This window comes from Salinispora sp. H7-4 (assembly GCF_013416675.1).
GTDB classification, from domain to species: domain Bacteria; phylum Actinomycetota; class Actinomycetes; order Mycobacteriales; family Micromonosporaceae; genus Micromonospora; species Micromonospora vitiensis.
In genome coordinates, this window is sequence record NZ_JABZED010000064.1 from 97,713 (window position 1) to 117,239 (window position 19,527).

16 protein-coding genes and 1 tRNA gene are annotated in these 19,527 nt (G+C 70.2%); 7 read left to right on the forward strand and 10 right to left on the reverse strand.

The window, feature by feature from the left end:
* Positions 1-189 precede the first annotated feature (189 nt).
* The 4 genes from H0524_RS23235 (at position 190) to H0524_RS23250 (ending at position 4,894) form a co-directional block, all read left to right on the forward strand.
* Positions 190-846, forward strand: coding sequence for a 4'-phosphopantetheinyl transferase (locus tag H0524_RS23235; protein ID WP_180200562.1), 657 nt, complete (start codon positions 190-192; stop codon positions 844-846).
* Positions 847-1,081: 235 nt separating this feature from the next.
* Complete coding sequence (locus tag H0524_RS23240) at positions 1,082-2,722, forward strand: amino acid adenylation domain-containing protein (protein ID WP_180200563.1); 1,641 nt, start codon at positions 1,082-1,084, stop codon at positions 2,720-2,722.
* On the forward strand, positions 2,719-4,110 hold the full coding sequence (locus H0524_RS23245; protein WP_180200564.1) for a hypothetical protein: 1,392 nt from the start codon (positions 2,719-2,721) through the stop codon (positions 4,108-4,110). Before H0524_RS23240 ends, H0524_RS23245 begins: the two co-directional genes overlap by 4 nt.
* Positions 4,111-4,129: 19 nt before the next feature.
* The gene (locus H0524_RS23250; protein WP_180200565.1) at positions 4,130-4,894 is read left to right on the forward strand and encodes an enoyl-CoA hydratase-related protein; all 765 of its coding nucleotides are present in this window, start codon (positions 4,130-4,132) and stop codon (positions 4,892-4,894) included.
* Positions 4,895-4,936: 42 nt separating this feature from the next.
* On the opposite strand, the gene H0524_RS23255 is transcribed toward H0524_RS23250, so the two are convergent.
* From H0524_RS23255 to H0524_RS23290, 8 genes are read right to left on the reverse strand one after another with little or no spacing between them, the layout of a single operon-like run.
* Positions 4,937-6,337, reverse strand: coding sequence for a proton-conducting transporter membrane subunit (locus H0524_RS23255; RefSeq protein WP_180200611.1), 1,401 nt, complete (start codon positions 6,335-6,337; stop codon positions 4,937-4,939).
* A 5-nt stretch (positions 6,338-6,342) separates the two neighbouring features.
* Positions 6,343-7,833 carry a NuoM family protein gene (locus tag H0524_RS23260; protein ID WP_180200566.1) on the reverse strand — a complete coding sequence of 497 codons (1,491 nt, stop codon included), beginning with the start codon at positions 7,831-7,833 and terminating at the stop codon, positions 6,343-6,345.
* Positions 7,834-7,837: 4 nt separating this feature from the next.
* Complete coding sequence (locus H0524_RS23265; protein ID WP_180200567.1) at positions 7,838-9,703, reverse strand: proton-conducting transporter membrane subunit; 1,866 nt, start codon at positions 9,701-9,703, stop codon at positions 7,838-7,840.
* The gene (locus H0524_RS23270; RefSeq protein ID WP_018727486.1) at positions 9,700-10,002 is read right to left on the reverse strand and encodes an NADH-quinone oxidoreductase subunit K; all 303 of its coding nucleotides are present in this window, start codon (positions 10,000-10,002) and stop codon (positions 9,700-9,702) included. Before H0524_RS23270 ends, H0524_RS23265 begins: the two co-directional genes overlap by 4 nt.
* Positions 9,999-10,562 (reverse strand): NADH:ubiquinone oxidoreductase subunit J, encoded by a 564-nt coding sequence (locus H0524_RS23275; protein WP_180200568.1) that lies wholly within the window; start codon positions 10,560-10,562, stop codon positions 9,999-10,001. Before H0524_RS23275 ends, H0524_RS23270 begins: the two co-directional genes overlap by 4 nt.
* Positions 10,563-10,565: 3 nt before the next feature.
* Positions 10,566-11,495 (reverse strand): complex I subunit 1 family protein, encoded by a 930-nt coding sequence (locus H0524_RS23280; RefSeq protein ID WP_180200569.1) that lies wholly within the window; start codon positions 11,493-11,495, stop codon positions 10,566-10,568.
* Positions 11,488-12,642 (reverse strand): hypothetical protein, encoded by a 1,155-nt coding sequence (locus H0524_RS23285; protein ID WP_180200570.1) that lies wholly within the window; start codon positions 12,640-12,642, stop codon positions 11,488-11,490. The genes H0524_RS23280 and H0524_RS23285 overlap by 8 nt, the downstream gene beginning before the upstream one ends.
* Positions 12,633-12,956, reverse strand: a complete 324-nt coding sequence (locus H0524_RS23290; protein ID WP_180200612.1) for an NADH-quinone oxidoreductase subunit A — start codon at positions 12,954-12,956, stop codon at positions 12,633-12,635. The genes H0524_RS23285 and H0524_RS23290 overlap by 10 nt, the downstream gene beginning before the upstream one ends.
* A gap of 258 nt (positions 12,957-13,214) precedes the next feature.
* Between H0524_RS23290 and H0524_RS23295 the strand changes: the two genes are divergently transcribed.
* The 3 genes from H0524_RS23295 to H0524_RS23305 all read left to right on the forward strand — a co-directional run bounded on the left by H0524_RS23295 (position 13,215) and on the right by H0524_RS23305 (position 16,405).
* Positions 13,215-14,840 (forward strand): alkaline phosphatase, encoded by a 1,626-nt coding sequence (locus tag H0524_RS23295; protein WP_180200571.1) that lies wholly within the window; start codon positions 13,215-13,217, stop codon positions 14,838-14,840.
* 163 nt (positions 14,841-15,003) lie between these two features.
* Complete coding sequence (locus H0524_RS23300) at positions 15,004-15,672, forward strand: triacylglycerol lipase (RefSeq protein ID WP_180200572.1); 669 nt, start codon at positions 15,004-15,006, stop codon at positions 15,670-15,672.
* 313 nt (positions 15,673-15,985) lie between these two features.
* Positions 15,986-16,405, forward strand: coding sequence for a DinB family protein (locus H0524_RS23305; RefSeq protein ID WP_309225210.1), 420 nt, complete (start codon positions 15,986-15,988; stop codon positions 16,403-16,405).
* 2,052 nt (positions 16,406-18,457) lie between these two features.
* Here H0524_RS23305 and H0524_RS23310 read toward each other — a convergent pair.
* Both H0524_RS23310 and H0524_RS23315 read right to left on the reverse strand, forming a co-directional pair.
* A tRNA-Ala gene (locus H0524_RS23310) sits at positions 18,458-18,531 on the reverse strand.
* A gap of 167 nt (positions 18,532-18,698) precedes the next feature.
* A complete protein-coding gene (locus tag H0524_RS23315) occupies positions 18,699-19,517 on the reverse strand; it encodes a hypothetical protein (protein ID WP_180200573.1) in 819 nt (272 codons plus the stop codon).
* Positions 19,518-19,527: the final 10 nt, after the last annotated feature.

A 19,527-nucleotide genomic window follows, 5' to 3' on the forward strand; every position in this document is an offset into this window, starting at 1 on the left:
GAATGAGCCGCTAACAACCGCGCCCAAGTCAGCGGCAGGGCTTCCGCCCGGGGTTTCGCGCTTCCGCGCGGGATTCGCGCCCCAGCAGCAGCACCGCGAATGCGCTACCTTGGGCAGCCATGACCCTCACGCAGACGCTGGCTGCGCCGCGCGGACCTTCCCGCTGGCGAAGCCGCACCGGAGTAGTCGATGCGTGACCTGCTGCCTGCCGCCGTCGCGGTCGTGGTCGCGGAGCCGCCCGACTGGGAGGGCGTGCTGTTGCCGGAGGAGCGGGCGGGCCTCGGCGATCGAGCGGTGACCAGCCGACGTCGCGAATTCACCGCTGGTCGTGTCTGCGCCCGCCGCGCCATCTCCGCGCTCGGCCGGCCGCCGGTCGCCGTCCCCACCGCCGCCAACCGGGCGCCGGTCTGGCCGGCCGGGGTGGTCGGGGCGATCACCCACACCCGCGGCTACTGCGCCGCCGCCGTGGCCCGGGCCGACGAGATCCGATCGGTCGGCCTCGACGCCGAGCAACACCGACCGCTGAGCCCGGGGGTGGTCTCGGCGATCTGCCTGCCGGAGGAGGAGGCGCTGTTTCCACGGTTGCCCAGCGGCGTCTCCTGGCCGACCGTGGTGTTCAGCGCGAAGGAGACGGTCTACAAGGTCTGGCACCCGGTCGTCGGCACCTGGTTGGACTTCCACGACGCGACGGTGACGCTGGATCCCGAGGAAGGTCGGTTCACCGCCCGGATCGCGCCCGCGCGGGTAGCCGCTGCCCCGGTGCCCGCCCCACCGGCCACCGTGTCCGGTCGATTCGCCGTCGTAGACGGTCTGGTCCACACCGCGGCGGTGCTACTTCCGGCGTAGCGACCGGACCACTGGCGCCGGTCGGCCCAGTGCCACCCTGCCGTCGGCGGGCCAGCCAGAGCCAGCCCTCAGTACGCCTTGAGTTACGCCACCCTGCTCAGATACATCGAAATACATTACCATTTACTTACATAAATGCCTAAAGGCTGACCATTCAGAATCGGTCCGCTTCTCTGGAATGCGGCGACCCGCGCTGTCGCCATCGGTCTGGAACCCACGCCAGGAAGTAGGACCCATGCAGCGCATCTCGACTGCCCCCACCGGAGAGACAACCGCGTCGACCCGAACGACCAGCCACCCGAACGTGCCCACCCCGCCCCACCAACTGCCGGAACCACTGGCGACACTGCCGCCCCGCGACCGCGAGCTATTCGTACGCTTCGGTCACGGTCCCACCGAATCGGTCGCGTACTCCCACATCCACCACGCCTTCGAGTACTGGGCCACCGTCACTCCGGACGCCATCGCCGTCGAACACGGCGACGAGACCATCACCTATCGCGAGCTGGACCGGAGAGCCGACCAGTTGGCGGCCCGGCTCGCTGCCGCCGGCGTTCGTCCCGGTGACCGGGTCGCGCTCTTCGTCCGGCGGTCGATCCCCATGGTCGTCGGCCTGATCGCGGCCCTGAAGTCCGGCGCGGCCTACGTACCGCAACACGTCGACTCCGTGCCCACGGCCCAGTTGCAGCATGTCATCCAGACCGCCGGGACCCGGGTGATCCTGACCCTCACCGCCACCGCCGAGCGCATTCCGGCTCCCGACGGCCACGTCGTGATCGCCCTGGACGGTCCGGCTGGGGAGCCCGGCGAACGCCCGGTCCGTCGCTTCACCCCGACCAGGCCGGTGCAGCCCGACGACCCCTGCTACGTGCTGTTCACCTCTGGTAGCACCGGCCGACCCAACGGGGTGGTCGTGACCCACCGCAACCTCTGCAACATCCTGCTCACCTCCCCCGGCGACCTCGGTATCCAGCCGGGCTGGCGGGTCAGCCAGATCCTCAACATCGCCTTCGACATGGCCGCCTGGGAGATCCTGGGGGCGCTCAGCCACGGTGCCACGCTCGTCATTCGTGGCCGGAACATCGCCGAGACGATGTCCCGCGTGGACGTCATCGTGGCAACCCCGACGGTGCTCAGCCGGATCGACCCACACCGGTGTCACCGGGTCAAGGTCGTGGCGGTCGCCGGTGAGCCCTGCCCCCGCTCACTCGCGGACACCTGGTCCGCGGTCTGTTCCTTCTACAACTCCTGCGGCCCCACCGAAACCACAATCGTCAACACGATGAGCCGGCACCACCCGACCGCCGAACGACTCACCATCGGCCGGCCAACCCCCAACAACACCGTGTACGTGCTCGACACCGATCTTCGACCCTGCCCGATCGGCACGGTCGGCGAGATGTGGGCCGGTGGTGCCGGCGTCTCGGCGGGATACCTCGGAAACCCCCAGCTCACCGCCGAACGGTACGCCCTCGACCCGTTCCTCGGCGGTGGGCGCCGGATGTTCCGTACCCGTGATCTGGGGCGCTGGACCCCCGACGGCGAGTTGGAACACTTCGGACGGACCGACGACCAGGTGAAGGTCCGCGGCTTTCGGGTGGAGCTGGACTCGGTTTCGGCGATCCTGGAGGCGGTACCGGGGTGCACCCGAGCCGCGACCATCAAACTGGACGACCGCACCCTCGTCTCATTCGTGGCACCCACCCAGGTGGATCCCGGGCTCGCCCAGATGGCCGTCTCCGAGGCACTGCCGTACTACTGCGTGCCCGAGACCGTGCACACCCTGCCGGAACTCCCGATGACCAGCCGAGGAAAGATCGACAAGACCGCCCTCCGCCGGCTCGTAGCCGACCACGAGCGGGAGGCGACGCGATGACCACCACCCCGCTGGCCGAAACGCCACCCGCACCACCGGCCAGCGCAGCCCCGGACCCGGCGCGCTCCGCCCACGGTGTCCCGCTGCCGCCGCGGCTTCCGCTACCGCGGCGAATCTTCACGCACCCGGCCCTGATACACCATCACCGGCTGGCCGCGGTGGTCCTCGTCGTGAATCTCGGCCTGGCCGGGTACGGGCTCGGCACCGGCGGATGGTCCACCACCGAGCTACCGGCCTCCCAGCTCGCCGGGCTGACCTTGGCAAACTTCACCCTCGCCGTCGTCGTCCGACAGCAGTACGTCATCAATCTGTTCTTCTGGCTGGCCACCCGGGCCCGACCGGATTGGCCCCTGCGCATCCGCCGGACCCTCGGCAAGGTCTACCACTTCGGTGGGCTACACGTCGGCGGCGCGCTCGCCGGGACCCTGTGGTTCCTCGCCTTCACCGCAACTGCCACCGTCGAGGCCCGCCGGGACGGCGCGGGCCTGCCCGCGACCCTAGTCGTGACCTACCTGTTGGTCGCTTTGCTCCTCACCGTCTGCGGCACCGCCCTGCCACCGGTACGCGCCCGGCACCACGACCTGTTCGAACGGGTCCACCGCTTCGGTGGGTGGCTGGCCCTGACGCTGTTCTGGGCGCTGACGGTACTGATGATCGCCGCAGATTCCGGTTCCCGACCGCTCGCCACCGCGCTGCTGACCGCGCCGAGCAGCTGGGCGCTCGCCCTGATGACGTTCAGCGTCGCCCTGCCGTGGCTCCGGCTGCGCAAGGTGCCCGTGGCCGTCGAACGACCCTCCACCCACGTCGCGCTGGTCCAGCTCGAGCGACGCCGGGTGCCCTTCCCCGGCTCCTCCACCGCGGTCAGCCGTAGCCCGCTGCTGGAGTGGCACTCGTTCGCCAACGTTCCCGCACCGGGACAACGACACTTCCGCATCACCATCTCCCGCGCGGGCGACTGGACCGGCGCCCTCGTGGATGATCCCCCATCCCACCTGTGGGTCAAGGGCATCACCACCGCCGGGGTGGCCAACATCGAGACGCTCTTCACCAAGGTGATCTACGTCGCCACCGGCAGCGGGATCGGTCCGGTGCTGCCCCACCTGCTGGCCGATGAGGTCCCCTCGCACCTGGTCTGGGCGGTCCGTAGCCCCCGGACCACCTACGGCGACGCGTTGATCGACGAGATTCGCACCGCCCGGCCGGGCGCCATGATCTGGGACACCGCCACCGACGGTAAGCCCGACATGGTGGCCCTGGCCTACCGCGCCTACCGCGAACACGGCGCCGAAGCCGTCATCTGCATCTCCAACAAGAAGCTGACCTGGCAGGTCGTCCACGGGCTGGAGCAACGGGGCATCCCCGCCTACGGCGCCATCTGGGACTCCTGAGCGACAAGGAGAAGAGACTGTGAATCTCATCGTGGAGCGGACCGACCGGGTCGTCACCGTACGGCTGAACCGGCCTGCCGCCCGCAACGCGCTCAACACCGAACTGCTGACCGAACTACTGGCCACGCTGCAGCCGCTGGATGCCGACCCGGGCGTCGGATGTTTCGTCCTCACCGGCACCGACCGGTTCTTCGCGGCGGGTGCGGACATCCGGGAGATGGCGGCGAAGTCGGCCGCGGAGATGGTGGTCGAGGACTTCTTCGCCGGTTGGGAGGCCTTCACCGCGCTTCGTACGCCCACCGTGGCGGCGGTCGCCGGCTACGCCCTCGGCGGCGGCTGTGAACTGGCCATGATGTGCGACATCATCGTCGCCGCCGACACGGCTCGCTTCGGCCAACCGGAGATCAAACTCGGCGTGATCCCCGGCATCGGCGGCACCCAGCGGCTGACCCGGCTGGTGGGCAAGGCCAAGGCCATGGACCTGATCCTGACCGGCCGGCTCATGACCGCCGAGGAGGCCGAGCGCAGCGGCCTGGTCTCCCGGGTCGTTCCGGCCGACCAGCTGCGGGCGGAGGCGGAGGCGGTGGCCCGGACAGTGGCCGGATTCGGCAAGGCGGCCACCACGGCCGCCTGCGAGGCGGTCGACCATGCGCTGGAGACCGGCCTGCGGGAGGGGGTCCGCTTTGAGCGACGCAGCTTCCACGCCCTGTTCGGCACCGCCGACCAGCGGGAGGGGATGCAGGCCTTCCTCGACAAGCGGGCGCCCCGGTTCACCGGTCGGTAGGTGCCCCGGTGAACCCCGCCGCTGACCTCGTGCCCCGGCTCGCTATCCGCCGGCGGCCCGCCACACCAGGCCGGCGGCGACCCCGACGGCGAGGCTGAGCACGGCCGCCACGACGGCCACCGTCGTACTCCATCGCCCTGGGCGGTCGGGCGGGGCGACCGCCCAGGGCTGATAGAGCGGAACCAGCCACCGCAGGTAGTAGAAGAGGCTGAGCGCGGAGTTGATGAAGACGACGACCGCCAGCCACGCGTACCCGCCGTCCCAGGCGGCGCTCGCGGCGGTCAGTTTCCCGACGAAGACCGCTGTCGGCGGGGTGCCGACCAGCCCGAGCAGCGCCACCACCAGGGCGGCGGCCAGCCACGGCGCGGTCGCCGCCACCCCGCGCCAGGACGTACGGTCGCGGTGCCGTGGTAGCGCGGCGGTGACCGCGAAGGCGGCGACGTTGGTGACGGTGTAGCCGGCGAGATAGACCAACAACGACGGCTGGGCGAGGTCGCTGCGTCCGGTGGCGACCACCGGCACCAGCAGGTAGCCGACCTGGCTCACCGTTGACCAGCCGAGCAGCCGCCGCACGTCGGTCTGCCAGTACGCGGCGAGGTTACCCAGCAGCATGGACGCCACGGCCAGCGTGGCCACCACCGCCGGCCAGTTCGAGGAGCCGGGGAGGACCTCCGCGAGCCGGTGAACCGCCAGCAGCGCGCCGATCTTGGGCACGGTGGTGAGGAACGTCGCCGCCGTGGCCGTACCGCCCTGGGCCGCGTCGGGAACCCAGAAGTGCGCGGGAAATCCACCGGCTTTGAACATCAACCCGCCGATCACCGCGACGGCGGCCGCGGTGACCACCGACCGCGGCGCGTCGGGCAGCCGAGCGGCCAGTTCGGCGTAGGCCGTGGTGCCGGTGATCCCGGCGAGCAGCGTGACACCGAGCAGGAGCAGGATGCCGAAGAGTGCGCCGAGAAGGTAGGTCTTGAGCACCGCTTCGGCGCCGGTGCCGGTGCCGGCCAGGCCGATCAGCGCGTACAGCGGGATGCTGGCCAGCAGAAAGCCGACCACCAGGGCGAGCAGGTCGGTGGCGCCGGCGAGCAGCACCGCCCCGGCGGTGGCGAAGAGCAGCAGCGCGTAGGCGTCGCTCTCCCGGGCCGACCCGGCGAGCTCGTCCCCGGCGAGGGCGAGGACGAGGAGGCAGCCGGTGGCGGCGAGGATCCGGGCGACGCCGGTGCCGGTGTCGACCGCGTAGGTGCCGTCGAAGGCGGTGTTGGCCGGAGCGGAGAGCGCGACCGCCGCGGTGATGATCACTGTGCCGCAGACAGCGGCGGCGACCCCCCGCAGGACCCACTGCCGGTGGCGGGGCGTGAACGAGCCGCCGAGCAGGACGACGAGGGCACCGCCGGCGAGCAGCATCTCCGGCAGCAACAACTCGGCGCGCATCATCTCCGACGCCACCTGGGTCACCGGCCGAGCAGGTCAACGACGGTACGGGCAGCCGGCTCGACGAGATCGAGCAGCGGACGCGGCAGCACCCCGATGAGCAGGGACAGCGCCAAAAGTGGCCCCACCGACCACAGCTCGGTCGCGCGCAGGTCACCGAAGCCCCTCGCGCAGCCGACGGTGGGGCCGGTCAGCAACGCCTGCCCGGCGCGGAGGAACAACGCGGCCGTGACGAGGATGCCGAGCAGCGCCACCGCCGTCACGGGAGCGGTGGCGATGCTGCCGGCGAAGACCTGGAACTCGGCGATGAAGCCGGAGAAGGCCGGCAGGCCGAGGGAGGCGAAGGCGCCGACGGCGAAGAGGGCGGCGAACACCGGTGCCGGGGCGGCGAGACCGCCGTACGCGTGCAGGTCATAACTGCCGGCCCGCTCGTACAGGACCCCGGCGAGCAGGAACAGGGCAGCGGTGATCAGACCGTGGCTGACCATCTGGGTGACCGCACCGGTCACCGCCACCGCCCGCGGCTCCGCGGTGTCCACGCCGACCAGGCCGGCGACGCCAACGGCGAGCACGACGTAACCCATGTGATTGATCGAGGTGTAGGCGATCATCCGCTTGAGGTTGGTCTGGGCCAGGGCGACCAGCGCGCCGTAGAGGACCGACACCACCCCGACGGCGACGATCACCCACGCCCAACCCCGCCACGCCTCGGGCAGCATCGGTGCGGCGATCCGCACGAAGCCGTAGGTACCCAGCTTCAACAGCACCCCGGCCAGAACGGCGGAGCCGACCGCGGGAGCGTCGGTGTGCGCCGGCGGCAACCAGGTGTGGAACGGCACGGTGGGGGTCTTCACCGCCAGGCCGATCAGGATCGCGGCGAGCACCAGGCCGCCGGCCAGGGGGCGCCCCGCGAGCGGGTTCTCCGCGGTGAGGGCCGGCATGTCGAAGGTGTGCGGGTCGGCGGCCGCGTACAGGCCGATGAAACCGGTGAGCAGCGCCAGCGAGCCGAGGAAGGTGTAGAGGAAGAACTTCAGCGCCGACCGGGCCCGGTCGCCGTGCCCCCAGCCGGCGATCACCGCGTACATCCCGACGATGGACAGGTCGAAGAAGACGAAGAAGAGGATCAGGTCGGCCGCGGCGAAGACCCCGAGGCACACGCTCTGGAGGAACAGGAAGAGCGACGCCTGTACGCGGGGGCGGTGCCGCTCCCGCAGCGCGTACACCGCGCAGGCGAGGAAGACCACCGCGGTCATCGCCATCAGGGGCAGGGAGAGCCCGTCCACGCCGAGGTGGTAGCTGCTGCCCACCCCCGGGATCCACGCCGCCCGTTCGACGAAGGCCAGCTGTCCCGGCGGCGGCGTCTCGTACCCCGCCCAGACGACGCCGACCAACGCCAGCTCGACCGTCGCCGCACCCACCCAGACCCAGCGCGCGGCGGCGTCGCCGCACCGGGGGACGACGGCCAGCAGCACCGCGACGAGCAGGGGCAGGAAGACGATCGCGGTCAGCATCCGGCTACCCCAGCACCACGAGGACGACGGCACCCACGACGAGCACCACCACGGCCTGGAGGTAGTACTGGTGCAGCTGCCCGGTCTGCGGCCGGCGCGCGAGGTGCCCCAGCCGCCGCAGCCCGGCCGCGACCACCTCCACCGTCCGGTCGACCCGGCGTTCGTCGACCCGGGCCGCCCGCCGGGCGAGGACGACCGTGGCCCGCGCCGCCTGCGCGACGCCCCGGTCCAGCACCCGGTCGTCGAACCGGGCCGCCGCCGCACCGAGCGCCAGGGTCGGACGCGTCACCAGTACCGAAGCCGCCGGTCGCAGGCCCAGCCACCGCCGCGCCCAGCGGGGTGCCGGCACCCGCCACCGCGCCACGACGAGGAGGGCCGCCAGGGCGATCAACGCCGACGCGGCCAGTTCCGGTACCGGGGTCGGGTGGTAGCCGCCGGGCTGACCGACGGCGTGCGCGACGACGGCGCCGATCGGGGGCAGCGCCAGCAATCCGGCGCCCGCGGCGGCGACCGCCAGCACCAGCAGCGGCAACCAGGCGGCCCAGGGAATCCGCCCGGTGCCGGTCCCCTCCTGGTCCCGGTACGCATCCACCGCGTCCTGCTGGTCGGCGGGGACCCGCCGCCAGAGCACGACGAGAACCTTCCCCGCGTAGGCGGCGGAGAGCGCGGCGGCCGCGAGGGCGACCGCGTACAGCGCCGGCGACTCCTCGCGGACGGCAGCGAGGATGGCGTCCTTGGTCGCCCAGAGTGACAGCGGCGCGATCCCGGCCAACGCCAGCAGCGCGACCGTGGCCGACCAGCCCGCCAGCGACCAGCGCCGGGCCACTCCGGCCAGACCGGCGAGCTGTTTGGTGCCCAGCGCGGCAAGCCACGCCCCGGCGGCGAGGAACAACAGCGCCTTGACCGCGGCGTGCGCCACCAGATGCGCGGCCCCACCCGCCACCGCACCGGCGCCGGCGGCCAACACCACGAAACCGAGTTGCGCGCAGGTGGAGGCGGCGAGGAGTTGCTTGAGGTCGGGCTGGGTAAGCGCGACCGCGCCGAGCAGCAGCGCGGTCCCCGCACCGACCCACATGGCCGCCCACGGCGCCCAGGCGGTGGCGGCCAGCAGCGGCTGCATCCGCAGGAGCAGGTAGCCGCCCAGTGCCACCATCGCCGCGGAGTGCAGCAGCGCACTGACCGGGCTCGGCCCGACCATCGCCCGGGACAGCCAGAAGGAGAACGGTAGCTGCGCGGCCTTGCCGAACGCCGCGACCAGGACTCCCGCCGCCAGCACGTGCCGCCACCCCGGGCTGCTGGCGGCGAGGTCGGCCAGGGCCAGGCCCGCACCACCGGCCAGCGCCGCCCCGGCCGCCAGGTAGAGGCCAAGATCCGCAGTACGGGTGGTGACGAATGCCGTGCGGCCGGCGGCGACCCGGGCCTCGTCCCACCACCAGAACCCGATCAACGCGTACGACGCGGCGCCCATCAGCTCCCAGGCGAAGAGCAACGTCGGCAGGGTGCCCGCCGTGACGGTAAGCGCGGCCGCGGCGGCGAACAACAGCATCAGGCCGTGGAACCGCGCCGCCGGGGTGAGCGCCTCGCCGACGGCGGCCACCAGCGCCAGCAGCGTCACCACCAGCACCGTCGGCAGGACCAGCGCGGCCAGGCCATCCACCGTCAGGACGAAATCCGCGCCGGCCAGGAACGGCACCGCCACCGTCGGCCGGACGACGGCGACCGGTGCCGAAAGCAGCACGGCCGTGGCCGCGACCGCCAACGCGACCCGCACCGCGACCCGGTCCCGGGGCCGGGCGACGACCAGCACGACACCGGCGGTGGCGGGCAGGCCGACCACCGCCCACAACGCTGCCGTCCCGAGCGTGCTCATCCGGACAGGTCCGCGGCCGTGTCGGTCAGGTCCGACCGCCGGATCCGGTGCAGGGACGTGGCGACGGCGAAGCCCATCGCCATCTCCACCGTCATCGCCGCGAGGACGACCAGGAGCAGCACCTGCCCGGACGGGTCGGGGGCGCAGAACCACCACAGCCCGGCCACGGCCAGGATCACGCCGTTGAGCATCAACTCCAGGCCCATCATCACCATCACCACGACCTGTTGGGACAGGGCGCCGTACAAACCAACGGAGATCAGGGCTGCGGCCACCAGCAGCACAGTCCGTACCGTCACCGGCCGACTCCCCCCGGCTGCGGATCGGCCGCCCGAGGCCGACGAAGGTCGTCCCCGAGCCGGTCGTAGCGGGTGCGGTGCGCGGCCAGAACGACCCCACTGACGATGGTGGCCGCCATGACCACACCCACCACCGCCATCGTCAACATCTTCGGACCCATCAACTCCGTGCCGAGGGCGGCGGTGACATCCGCCGGTGGGCTGCCGCGACGGCTCGGCCACGGCGCGAACAGCGCCCCGGCGGCCAGGAGCAGAAACACCCCGACCGACACCGGTAGGGCGTGGCGAGCACCGTGGACCATGTTCATCGACATCATCGCCGGATTCATTCCCATGAACATGTTCATGTAGACAGCCATGATCGCCATCTCCATCACCATCATCAGGATGACCAACACGCCGACGTAGAGCTGCTGCAGCAGGAGCACCTGAAGACCGACCGCGATGAAGGAGAGCGCCAGGGAGTAGCTGGCCCGGGCCATCGAGTTGACGACGAAGACGGCGACCCCGGCGAGCACCGCGACGACCGCGAGGCCCCAGAAGACGAGGTGGGTGAGCACGCCTCAGCCCCCGATCACGATGACGGCGACGAGGAGGTCCTGCAGCAGCACCGCCGGCAGCAGCACCAGCCAGCCCACCTCCATGAACACGTCCGGACGCAGCGCGGGCATCCGACGGCGCAGCCACACCAACCCCGCCAGCAGCGCCGTGGCCTTCACCAGCACCCAGGCCCAGGCCGGCAGCAGCGGGCCGGACCCACCACCGAGGAACATCGGTACGGCGAAGGCGGCACCCGCCGCGAGCAGCGCGTACCGACCGGCCAGAAACAACAGTCGATCCACGCCGGAGAGCTCCGCCGTCACCCCACCCGCCACGTCGCGACCGAGCGCCGGCGAGAAGGGCCCCCAGACCGCGATCGCCACCACGCCGAGGCAGTAGACGACGAAGGCCACCGGCATCCACACCACAAACCACAACCCCTGCTGCGCGGCGGCGACCTCCCCCACCCGCAGACTGGACGCCGCGACCGCCGGCGCCACCAACGCGAACATCAACGGCAACTCGTACGCCAGCCCGTGGGCGAGAAACCGGTATCCGCCGACCATCGCGTACGCGGAGTTGGCGCCCCACCCGGTCAGCCAGACGAACGCCCACGCCAGGACATCGAGCGCGTTTACCCACACCACCCCGACGGCCAGGTCGAACAGGGTCCACCGCCCGAGCGGCACCACCGTGACGATCATCAGCGCCATCCCGAGCAACCCGGCCCCGCCGATCCGCCACAGCAGGCGGTCCGCGGCGACGGTGGTGCGCCGGCGCTGCCGCAGCAACCGCGCCACCTCCCCCACCGGCCGCCCCATCCGGGACCCGGCACCGGCGGCCCGCCCGGCCAGGGCGCCGTCGAAGAGCGCCGCGGCTACCGCGAGCGTCCCCAGCAGCCCCGCCGCGACCGGCGCCCAGCCACCGGAAACGGCTACCGGTGTTTCAGCCATCGGTGACCACACCCAACACCGCGATGTCGAGGCTGGCCACGATGAGCCGGGCGGTGGCCAGGTCCCACCCGGACACCACGCTGGCGACCGCCGCGGGCGGTGTGACCGGCAGGCCGACCGCGACGCCGACGGGCGTGCCGACCACCACCGGGGCAGGAGCACCGGCCACCACACCGGCGGGACCACCGGCGACACCGGCAGGAGCACCGTCCACCACACCGGAGGGACCACCGGCTGCGAGGAGTGCCCGGTCGAGCATGCCGTTGAGTCGGTCCCACACGTCACCGGTGAGATCCGGGGCGAGCCCCAATCGGGCCAGTTCGTCGGGCGGCAGTGGCCCCACCCGCCGCAGCGACCAGTGCAGCGGCCACGAACGGCGTACCCGGCGCCGTAGCCGCGCCAACTCCGTGGTCGCCGCCGACCGTTCGCCGGCCAGGAGCCGATCGCGGACAACGCGGGCCCGCTGGGCCGCGTCCGGCCAGCCCGCCAGCGCCAGCAGCCGAGCCACGTTGTCGCAGCGTTGGGCGGCGAGCTCGCCGGCGTCTGCCGGCCTGACCTCGCCGGACGGGCCACCACCGACGACGTGCGCACCGCCGGCCGGCCCGGGCCCGGCGTCAACGACACCCGCCTGCGCCTCGGCGATGAGGTCGCCGTGCAGCTGAGCGCGGAGGACCAGGCCGGCTGGCCAGTCCGGCAGCACCGGGCCGAGTCGTACGTGCAGCACGTCCATCTCCAGCCCGTCGCGATCCTCGCTGCCGTGCGCCAGGGCGTTGTCGCCGTCGGGGGCGTCGTCGGGCCCACGCCCGTCGCGGGCGATACTGTCCCGTCGCTGGCGGGGCGTGTCCCGCAGGGCGGCCTCCGCCTGGTCCAGGGCGGCGGCCACCAGCTCCGGCCCGGTGACGTCGATCCGGGCCCGTGGCCCGGGCAGCTGCTCCCACAGGCGCGCCACCACCAGCGCCAGCTCCGGTCCGGGCGATCCACACACCGCCAGGATGTCGGCGTCCGCCGGTGACACCGCCAGCCGCCACCCCCGGACGCCCGCGAGCCGCTCGACGGCGACCCGGGTCAGCCAGTTCCCGGGCACCTCGATGACCAGCAGGTGGGCGTGCCGGAGGGCGAGCCGCGCCAGCGTCCCGCTCACACCCATCGCAGCGCGCCTTCCCGCCAGGCCCACACGACCGCGACGAGCACACCTGCCAGGAAGACGAACATCTCCACCACGGCGGTGGCCCCCAGGTCGGCGACGACGACCGCCCACGGGTACATGAAGAGCATCTCCACGTCGAACGCCAGGAACAGCACCGTCACCAGGTACCAACGGACGTGGTACCGGGACAGGGCGTGCTCCTCCGGGGGCCAGCCGGACTCAAACGGCGCGACCAGCAGCGGCCGACGGGCAATCGCCAGCGCACGGTGCGCCAGGTAGCAGCCCGCCACGACCACCACGGCGACCAGCGCCATCCCCGCCGCACCTGCGTACATCCCGCTTCACCCCGCCCTGCCCCACCCGCGAGGGCGCGCTATCACATTAGGAACCAAGCGGGACCTTTCACCCAGAGGGCGGGCCTCCTCACCCGTTCGAGGCCCACCCCGGCCCACCGCCGCAACCTCTCGACGCCCGGGGCCCCGCCCGGTCGCGAGCCACGTCGGGCAGCGGGTGCCAACGACGCCAACAGCCGGCGGTAGCGAACCCGACACCGGATCCGGTAAACATAGTTCATGATGAATGGAATTGATCGCCGGACGTTGCTCCGGGTGGCCGGCGCGTCCGCTGGCACCGCCGCCCTCGCCAGTGCCACCGTCGCCCGCGGCAATCCCGTGCAGGCCGCCAGCGGCGCCTTCCGGCACGGCGTCGCCTCCGGCGACCCCCTCCCCAACGGAGTCCTACTCTGGACCCGCCTGACCCCGACCGAGGAGGCCCAACCCGGATCCGGGCTCGGCCCCGAGGCGCAGGTGTCCTGGCAGATCTCCGCCGACCCGGACTTCACCACGCCGCTGGCACAGGGGACGATTCCCACCGGGCCCGCGCGGGACCACACCGTTCGCGTCGAGGCAACCGGGCTCGAGCCAGCCACCACGTACTGGTACCGCTTCGGCTACGACGGCGGCTGGTCCCCGACCGGGCGAACGATGACGGCGCCGGACCTGGACGCCGAGATCGATCGCCTGCGACTGGGCGTGGTCTCCTGCTCGAACTGGGAGGGCGGCTACTTCGCGGCCTACCGGTACCTGGCCGAGCGGGGCGACCTGAACCTCGTCGTGCACCTCGGCGACTACCTCTACGAGTACGGCACCGGAGAGCTCGGCACCGCGGGTCAGGTCATCCGTCCGGTCAGCCCACCGCACGAGATACTCACCCTGGCCGACTACCGCATCCGGCACGCCACCTACAAGACCGACCCGGACCTACAGGCCCTGCACGCCGCGCTGCCATGGGCGATCACCTGGGACGACCACGAGGTCGCCAACAACTCGTGGTCCGGCGGCGCGGAGAACCACACCCCGGGCGATGAGGGTGACTACGCGGCCCGGCTGGCCGCGGCGCGGCAGGCGTACCTGGAATGGATGCCGGTACGCGCGGGGGTGGATGGCGCCATCTACCGCCGGCTCCGCTTCGGGCGGCTGGCCGACCTCTCCATGCTGGACCTGCGGACGTACCGGTCAGAGCAGGACTGGGGCGAGGTCGACGACACCGACCGGACAATCACCGGTGAAGACCAGATGACCTGGCTGAAGAGCGGTCTGGCCGCCTCCGACGCGCGATGGAAGCTGGTCGGTAGCTCGGTGATGATCTCTCGGCTCGATGTCGGCACGTTACCCGCCTGGCTTCTCGGCCCGCTGGGCGAGCTACTGGGCGTGCCACAGAACGGCGTGGTGCTCAACGCCGACCAGTGGGACGGCTACAACGCCGACCGCAACGAGTTGGTCGACCACCTCCGCGCCACCGACACCCGTGACGTCGTCTTCCTCACCGGGGATATCCACACCTCGTGGGCCAACGAACTGACGACGAAAGCCACCGGCCCCTGGTCGCCGGCCGCCGCCGAATTCGTGGTGCCATCGGTGACCACCGACAACGTGGACGACTTCCTGCGGCTACCGGCCGACAACGCCATCAGCAAGCTCGGCGCGAGCCTGATCCGCGCGACGAATCCACACGTACGTTGGACCGAACTGGACGGACACGGCTACGGCGTGTTGGAGGTTACCCAAGCCTCGTGCCGGATGGACTGGTACCACCTGGCGGACCGGACCAAGCCGACCACATCCAGCGAGTGGGTTGCCGGCTGGTCGGTCGGCGCCGGGTCGGCGAAGCTACGCGAGGAGCATTCACCCCTGTCCTGACCAGCAACACCGCCAGACAGTGATCAATGTTACCGGATCGAAACATAACACCACTAGCACCCCCCGACACCCTCGTGTCACATTGACGTTCGTCACTGGATTGTCTCCCACCCACCACCGTCAGGTCCGAAACTCTGGGCCGCCCGGATCGAAAGAGACCCCCATGAGACGCTTCGTCCGCACCGCCATCGTCGCCGCCCTGGTGGCGACGGTGGCACTGGTCGCCCCGTCGGCCGCGCAGGCCGCAGACCGCAATCCCGTCCTCTTCGTCCATGGTCTGAGCAGTTCCGCCAGCACCTGGAACACCTGGATCAACAAGTTCAAGGCGGACGGCTACCAGAACTCCGAGCTCTACAACTGGTCCTACGACTGGAAACAGTCCAACGCGACCACCGGTTCGCAGCTCATCGACAAGGTGCAGGAGGTGCTCGACGCGAGCGGCGCCACGAAGGTTGATATCGTCGCTCACTCGATGGGAACGCTGAGCTCCCGCTGGTACCTCAAAAACGGCGGCGGGACCGCCACCGTGGACGACTTCGTCTCCGTGGCCGGGGTGAACCACGGCACCGACGTCTCCTTGTTCTGCTTCTTTTACACCTCGTGCCGGGAAATGATTCGAGGCAGCAGCTTCCTCGACTCGCTGAACTCCGGCGACGAAACCCCGGGAAACGTCAACTACGCCGCCCTGTGGTCGACGTGCGACGCGCTGATCAACCCCGACAGTTCGGCGAAGCTCGACGGCGCAGTGAACACCTCCGTGGGCTGCAAGGGGCACACCGACATGAACGACGACTCCAGTAACTACACCAAGGTCCGAGACTTCATCGCCTGACCAGACCGGCCTGCGGTCTACTGTGTTTCTGGCGGAGCCACCGCCGGCAGCCCGACGGCGAGGACCTCCCGGGCCAACGCGCTCAGCCAATCGGTCAGGGGCGGGTACTCCAGCAACCGAGACCCGCCCCTGACCACTTTCCACCTCCCGGTCGAAGGGGCTCGCGAAAACTCGGGATGTGAAGGCACCAGCGGTCGGTTAGGGTCCCGGCATGGTTGCGAGGAGTGCCGATCCCACAGTTGGTCTGGTGCAGGTACGCATGGGCAGTGAACGCGCGGTGCTCGAAACCTTCCTCGACTTCTAGCGCGGCGCGGTGCTGCGCAAGCTGCGTGGGCTCTCCGAAACCGATGCCGCTCGCCGCCTGGTGCCGTCCGCGACCACGGTCGCCGGCCTGGTCAAGCACCTCACCCTCGTGGAGCGGAACTGGTTCTCGGCACTACTCGACCCCAGCGAGGGTGATGTCGTCCAGGCCACCGCGGAGAGCGCGCTGGCCAGCTTCACCCTGACCGACGAGGACACCGTCGAACGGCTCGCGACGGCCTACGAGGCAGAGTGCGTTCGGTCCCGCACGGTGGCAGCCCGATTCGACCTCGATCATGTAGTGCCACAGCCGCAGCTCGGCGAGGTCTCGCTCCGCTGGATCCTGATGCACGTGATCCAAGAGACGGCTCGGCACACCGGCCACGCCGACATCCTTCGCGAGCTGACCGACGGGTCAACCGGCGCCTTCTGACCGCTGCCGCCGTACACCTGTACCTCACTAGGCCCCGGCCGCCGGACCCCCTCATCGCCGGTATCTCCGGTGACCGAGAAGGTGGGCGAGTTGTTCGGTCGGGGACGAGGTCCGCACCCCGACGACGGGTGCGTCATACATGTTTCCGCGAAGCCGACCCGGGATGACCGTGGCCGCGTAGGTGAGGCCGTGTCCGGAGCCCTGGGGGCGACGACCTCGTCAGCAGCGAGCGGCGACCAGCCTTCCTGGAGGGAGGCTCCCAGCTGTGAGTACGCGGCGGCGCGCTCCCCATCCGGAAACGTCCATGGCCACCTGCGGAATGCCCCGCGTCGGGACGCCCTGGGCGGTGGCGAGTCCTCGGCCCGTTCTGCGGGGACGCTGCCCTGCCCAGGCGCCAGGAAGGCAACCATAGCTACCTGGCCCTGGCCAAACCCCATTACGAGTCACCTCGAAGACAATGACCGAATAATCGGGCATAAGGTGACATAGATCACACACCCATTGTAAGGTTTGTCCTTTTAGGACTACTGTCATCTCGCAACTCACGAAGGAAGGAAAACAAACCCTTGAGACCACTACTACGATGGTCTGCGCCTGCATTCCTAGCATTGACCCTCATTGGGAGCGCTTCACCCGCTGCCCAAGCAGACCAGTCCTCCCCGGTTAATTCGGACCCTACTAGTGTCGGCGTCTCCTACCCCAATCGCACCAGCGATGGTCAGGCTATCACCAGCGAAGCACTTGTCGAAAAGGTTAAGGAATACTGGACTCCGGAGCGAATAGCCAACGCCATACCCGCACCCCTTCCGGAGGACATGAATCTAGAGGCCCCACAGTCGCCGCGATCCGATGTTCCGGAAATTTCGATGGACCCGGTACCGCCGACCCAAAATGCCGATAACGGCACTATGGACAGGGTCACAAATTCGCAGGGCCTGGTTGTATACACAGCCGGCGGACAAGACTATATATGCACTGGCAGCACGATAGTTGGCGACAACAACCTGATCCTGACCTCCGGGAACTGCGTCTACAACCTCTTGCACGGAGAGTGGGCAAAAAATTGGGTCTGGATCTCCGATCTTCACGGCCCAGGTACCACTTTCCCGTGGAAGCACCACGTCCCCCGGATTCTATCCAGCGTGTCTGGTTGGACACAACAGGGTAGGGTTAGCAGCAATATCGGGTTTGCAATCTTGCACGATGATGACGATGTGACGTCACAGTACGGTGCCCACGGGTGGGCAACATACCAGACTTCCGGTTATGTGCACATACTTGGATACGCTAGTGGCCTAACCCCGGGATTCTGCTCTTCCAACATGAGCCTCTCCAGTGATCCCGAGGTAGTCGAGGTAGGAGGCGATTGCGAACTGTTCGGAAAAGGGGATGCTGGGGGCAAGGGTAGCCCCATCGTGAAGGACTACGGTCCGAGTGGTCTCGGCAAGATAGTCAGTCTCTACGGCCACCAATCATTTGATCCCGGCTCGGCCTACGGACCGAAGTTCGATGACAGCTTCCTTACAGCATACAATCACGCAGATTCTCTGTAGTGACTGAGTGATCCGCTAGTCGGTGAACGCGGCCGCCCTCGGGTGATCGCGTTCACCGGATATTTCCGCACCGCCCCCGACTTTGGCTCCAGAGCCATTGCGTTCTGAGATGCCCCCTCACCACCGGGCACATCGAAGAGTAATGAGCAGCAGGGCCGTTGAGCCGGTTCCATCACATCACTACCTTGCGCGGCACCAGTTCCTCCAGCAGCCACCCAGTACCCTCTAAAGCAGCGGATAACTACGCATTTACGCGGGTTTGGGAGTGATGCGGGCCGTCGAGTGGCAGGGGAGTCCGGCCCCAGCCCGCCGCGACGGCATCATGGTCGGGCCGGCTCGGTAGCGTCTTCTCGGCCCAGACGACCGGCTTGACCCGCCCGCAGGCCAGAACACCGGTCACACCCCCCACCTTGGTACGGAGTTCCTGGGGTGATTCACACTCGCATAGCCAAAAATTTGGCCCTGACCGGAATTTCTGCTGGTCAGGGCCACATTGGTGTGGAGCTGAGGGGATTTGAACCCCTGACCCCCTCGATGCGAACGAGGTGCGCTACCGGTCTGCGCCACAGCCCCTCCGCCGGTGTACCGGCGTAGGTCCCACTCGGCATTCACCGAGCGGGCCGGCGCTAAGGCTAACAGGTCGCTGGGCCAACCTGCGAATTACCCCCGACGCGGCGAAGGGGTGCGCCACGAGCCGAGCGGGTGGAACGCCCGGTTCCGGCCGGGCGGACGCTCCGAGGTCAGGCCGGGTGGGCACCGCGGCCGGACTGGTACGGGCGCCCGCGGAGGCCGCCGGCCCGCCGGTAGGAGACGGTCCCGCCGTTCGCCGCCGCCGGCAGGTCCGCCGGCCGGTCCAGGCCCATCGCGGTACGGCGCACCGACTCCCGTTGGGCCGCCAGGCGACGCTGCGCCTCACGCCGGGCCGCGGCCCGGCGTGCCTGCTCGCGCCGTACCTCGGCTTGGCGGGCGGCCAGCCAGGCTGCCTCGCGGGCCTGGGCGCGTCGGCGGCGCTGGTCGGCGAGGGCACGGGAGCGCAGGTGGGCGACGTAGGCCAGGAGCAGGGCGGCGGTGACCGCGAAGCTGATCCAGAATCCGGGGCCGACAAATAGCACACCCACCAGCTCGACGGCGTTGAGCAGGAACAGCGCGGCAAGCACCCGTCGCCGCCGGTAGATGACTGGGGGGCCCGGGCGGCGACGCCGCTGGGGCCGGCGTGGGTGGGCGCCCGGTCGCCCGCCGAGCCGGCGCTGCCGCTTGGGGTTCGCCGGAACCGCGCGCAGCTGGTCCGACCGACGGGACCCTGGCGCCGATTCGGCACCGCCGGCACCGGAGCCCACATTCTCGCTCAACGTGACTGAAAGCGAGCGCGGCGGATTTATCGGTCGGCGACCTGGGACAGTGCGGCGTCGTCGATGGCGCTGGAGCACCCGCGCCGTCGACTTCGCCCGCTCCGCCACCAGCCGCTCGGTCGCGTCGTACCGGCGGACCAGGGCCGGCGCCAGGGCGAGCAGGCCGGCGGCGGCGAGGACGGCGAGGAGCACCGAGGTCGGCACCCGCACCCCTCCCGTT

Excerpts from the sequence above, each read along its gene's own strand:
- H0524_RS23235 (WP_180200562.1), top strand. The coding sequence starts at position 190 with ATGCGTGACCTGCTGCCTGCCGCCGTCGCGGTCGTGGTCGCGGAGCCG.
- H0524_RS23240 (WP_180200563.1), top strand. The coding sequence starts at position 1,082 with ATGCAGCGCATCTCGACTGCCCCCACCGGAGAGACAACCGCGTCGACC.
- H0524_RS23245 (WP_180200564.1), top strand. The coding sequence starts at position 2,719 with ATGACCACCACCCCGCTGGCCGAAACGCCACCCGCACCACCGGCCAGC.
- H0524_RS23260 (WP_180200566.1), bottom strand. The coding sequence starts at position 7,833 with ATGCTGACCGCGATCGTCTTCCTGCCCCTGCTCGTCGCGGTGCTGCTG.
- H0524_RS23265 (WP_180200567.1), bottom strand. The coding sequence starts at position 9,703 with ATGAGCACGCTCGGGACGGCAGCGTTGTGGGCGGTGGTCGGCCTGCCC.
- H0524_RS23280 (WP_180200569.1), bottom strand. The coding sequence starts at position 11,495 with ATGGCTGAAACACCGGTAGCCGTTTCCGGTGGCTGGGCGCCGGTCGCG.
- H0524_RS23285 (WP_180200570.1), bottom strand. The coding sequence starts at position 12,642 with ATGGGTGTGAGCGGGACGCTGGCGCGGCTCGCCCTCCGGCACGCCCAC.
- H0524_RS23290 (WP_180200612.1), bottom strand. The coding sequence starts at position 12,956 with ATGGCGCTGGTCGCCGTGGTGGTCGTGGCGGGCTGCTACCTGGCGCAC.
- H0524_RS23295 (WP_180200571.1), top strand. The coding sequence starts at position 13,215 with ATGATGAATGGAATTGATCGCCGGACGTTGCTCCGGGTGGCCGGCGCG.
- H0524_RS23300 (WP_180200572.1), top strand. The coding sequence starts at position 15,004 with ATGAGACGCTTCGTCCGCACCGCCATCGTCGCCGCCCTGGTGGCGACG.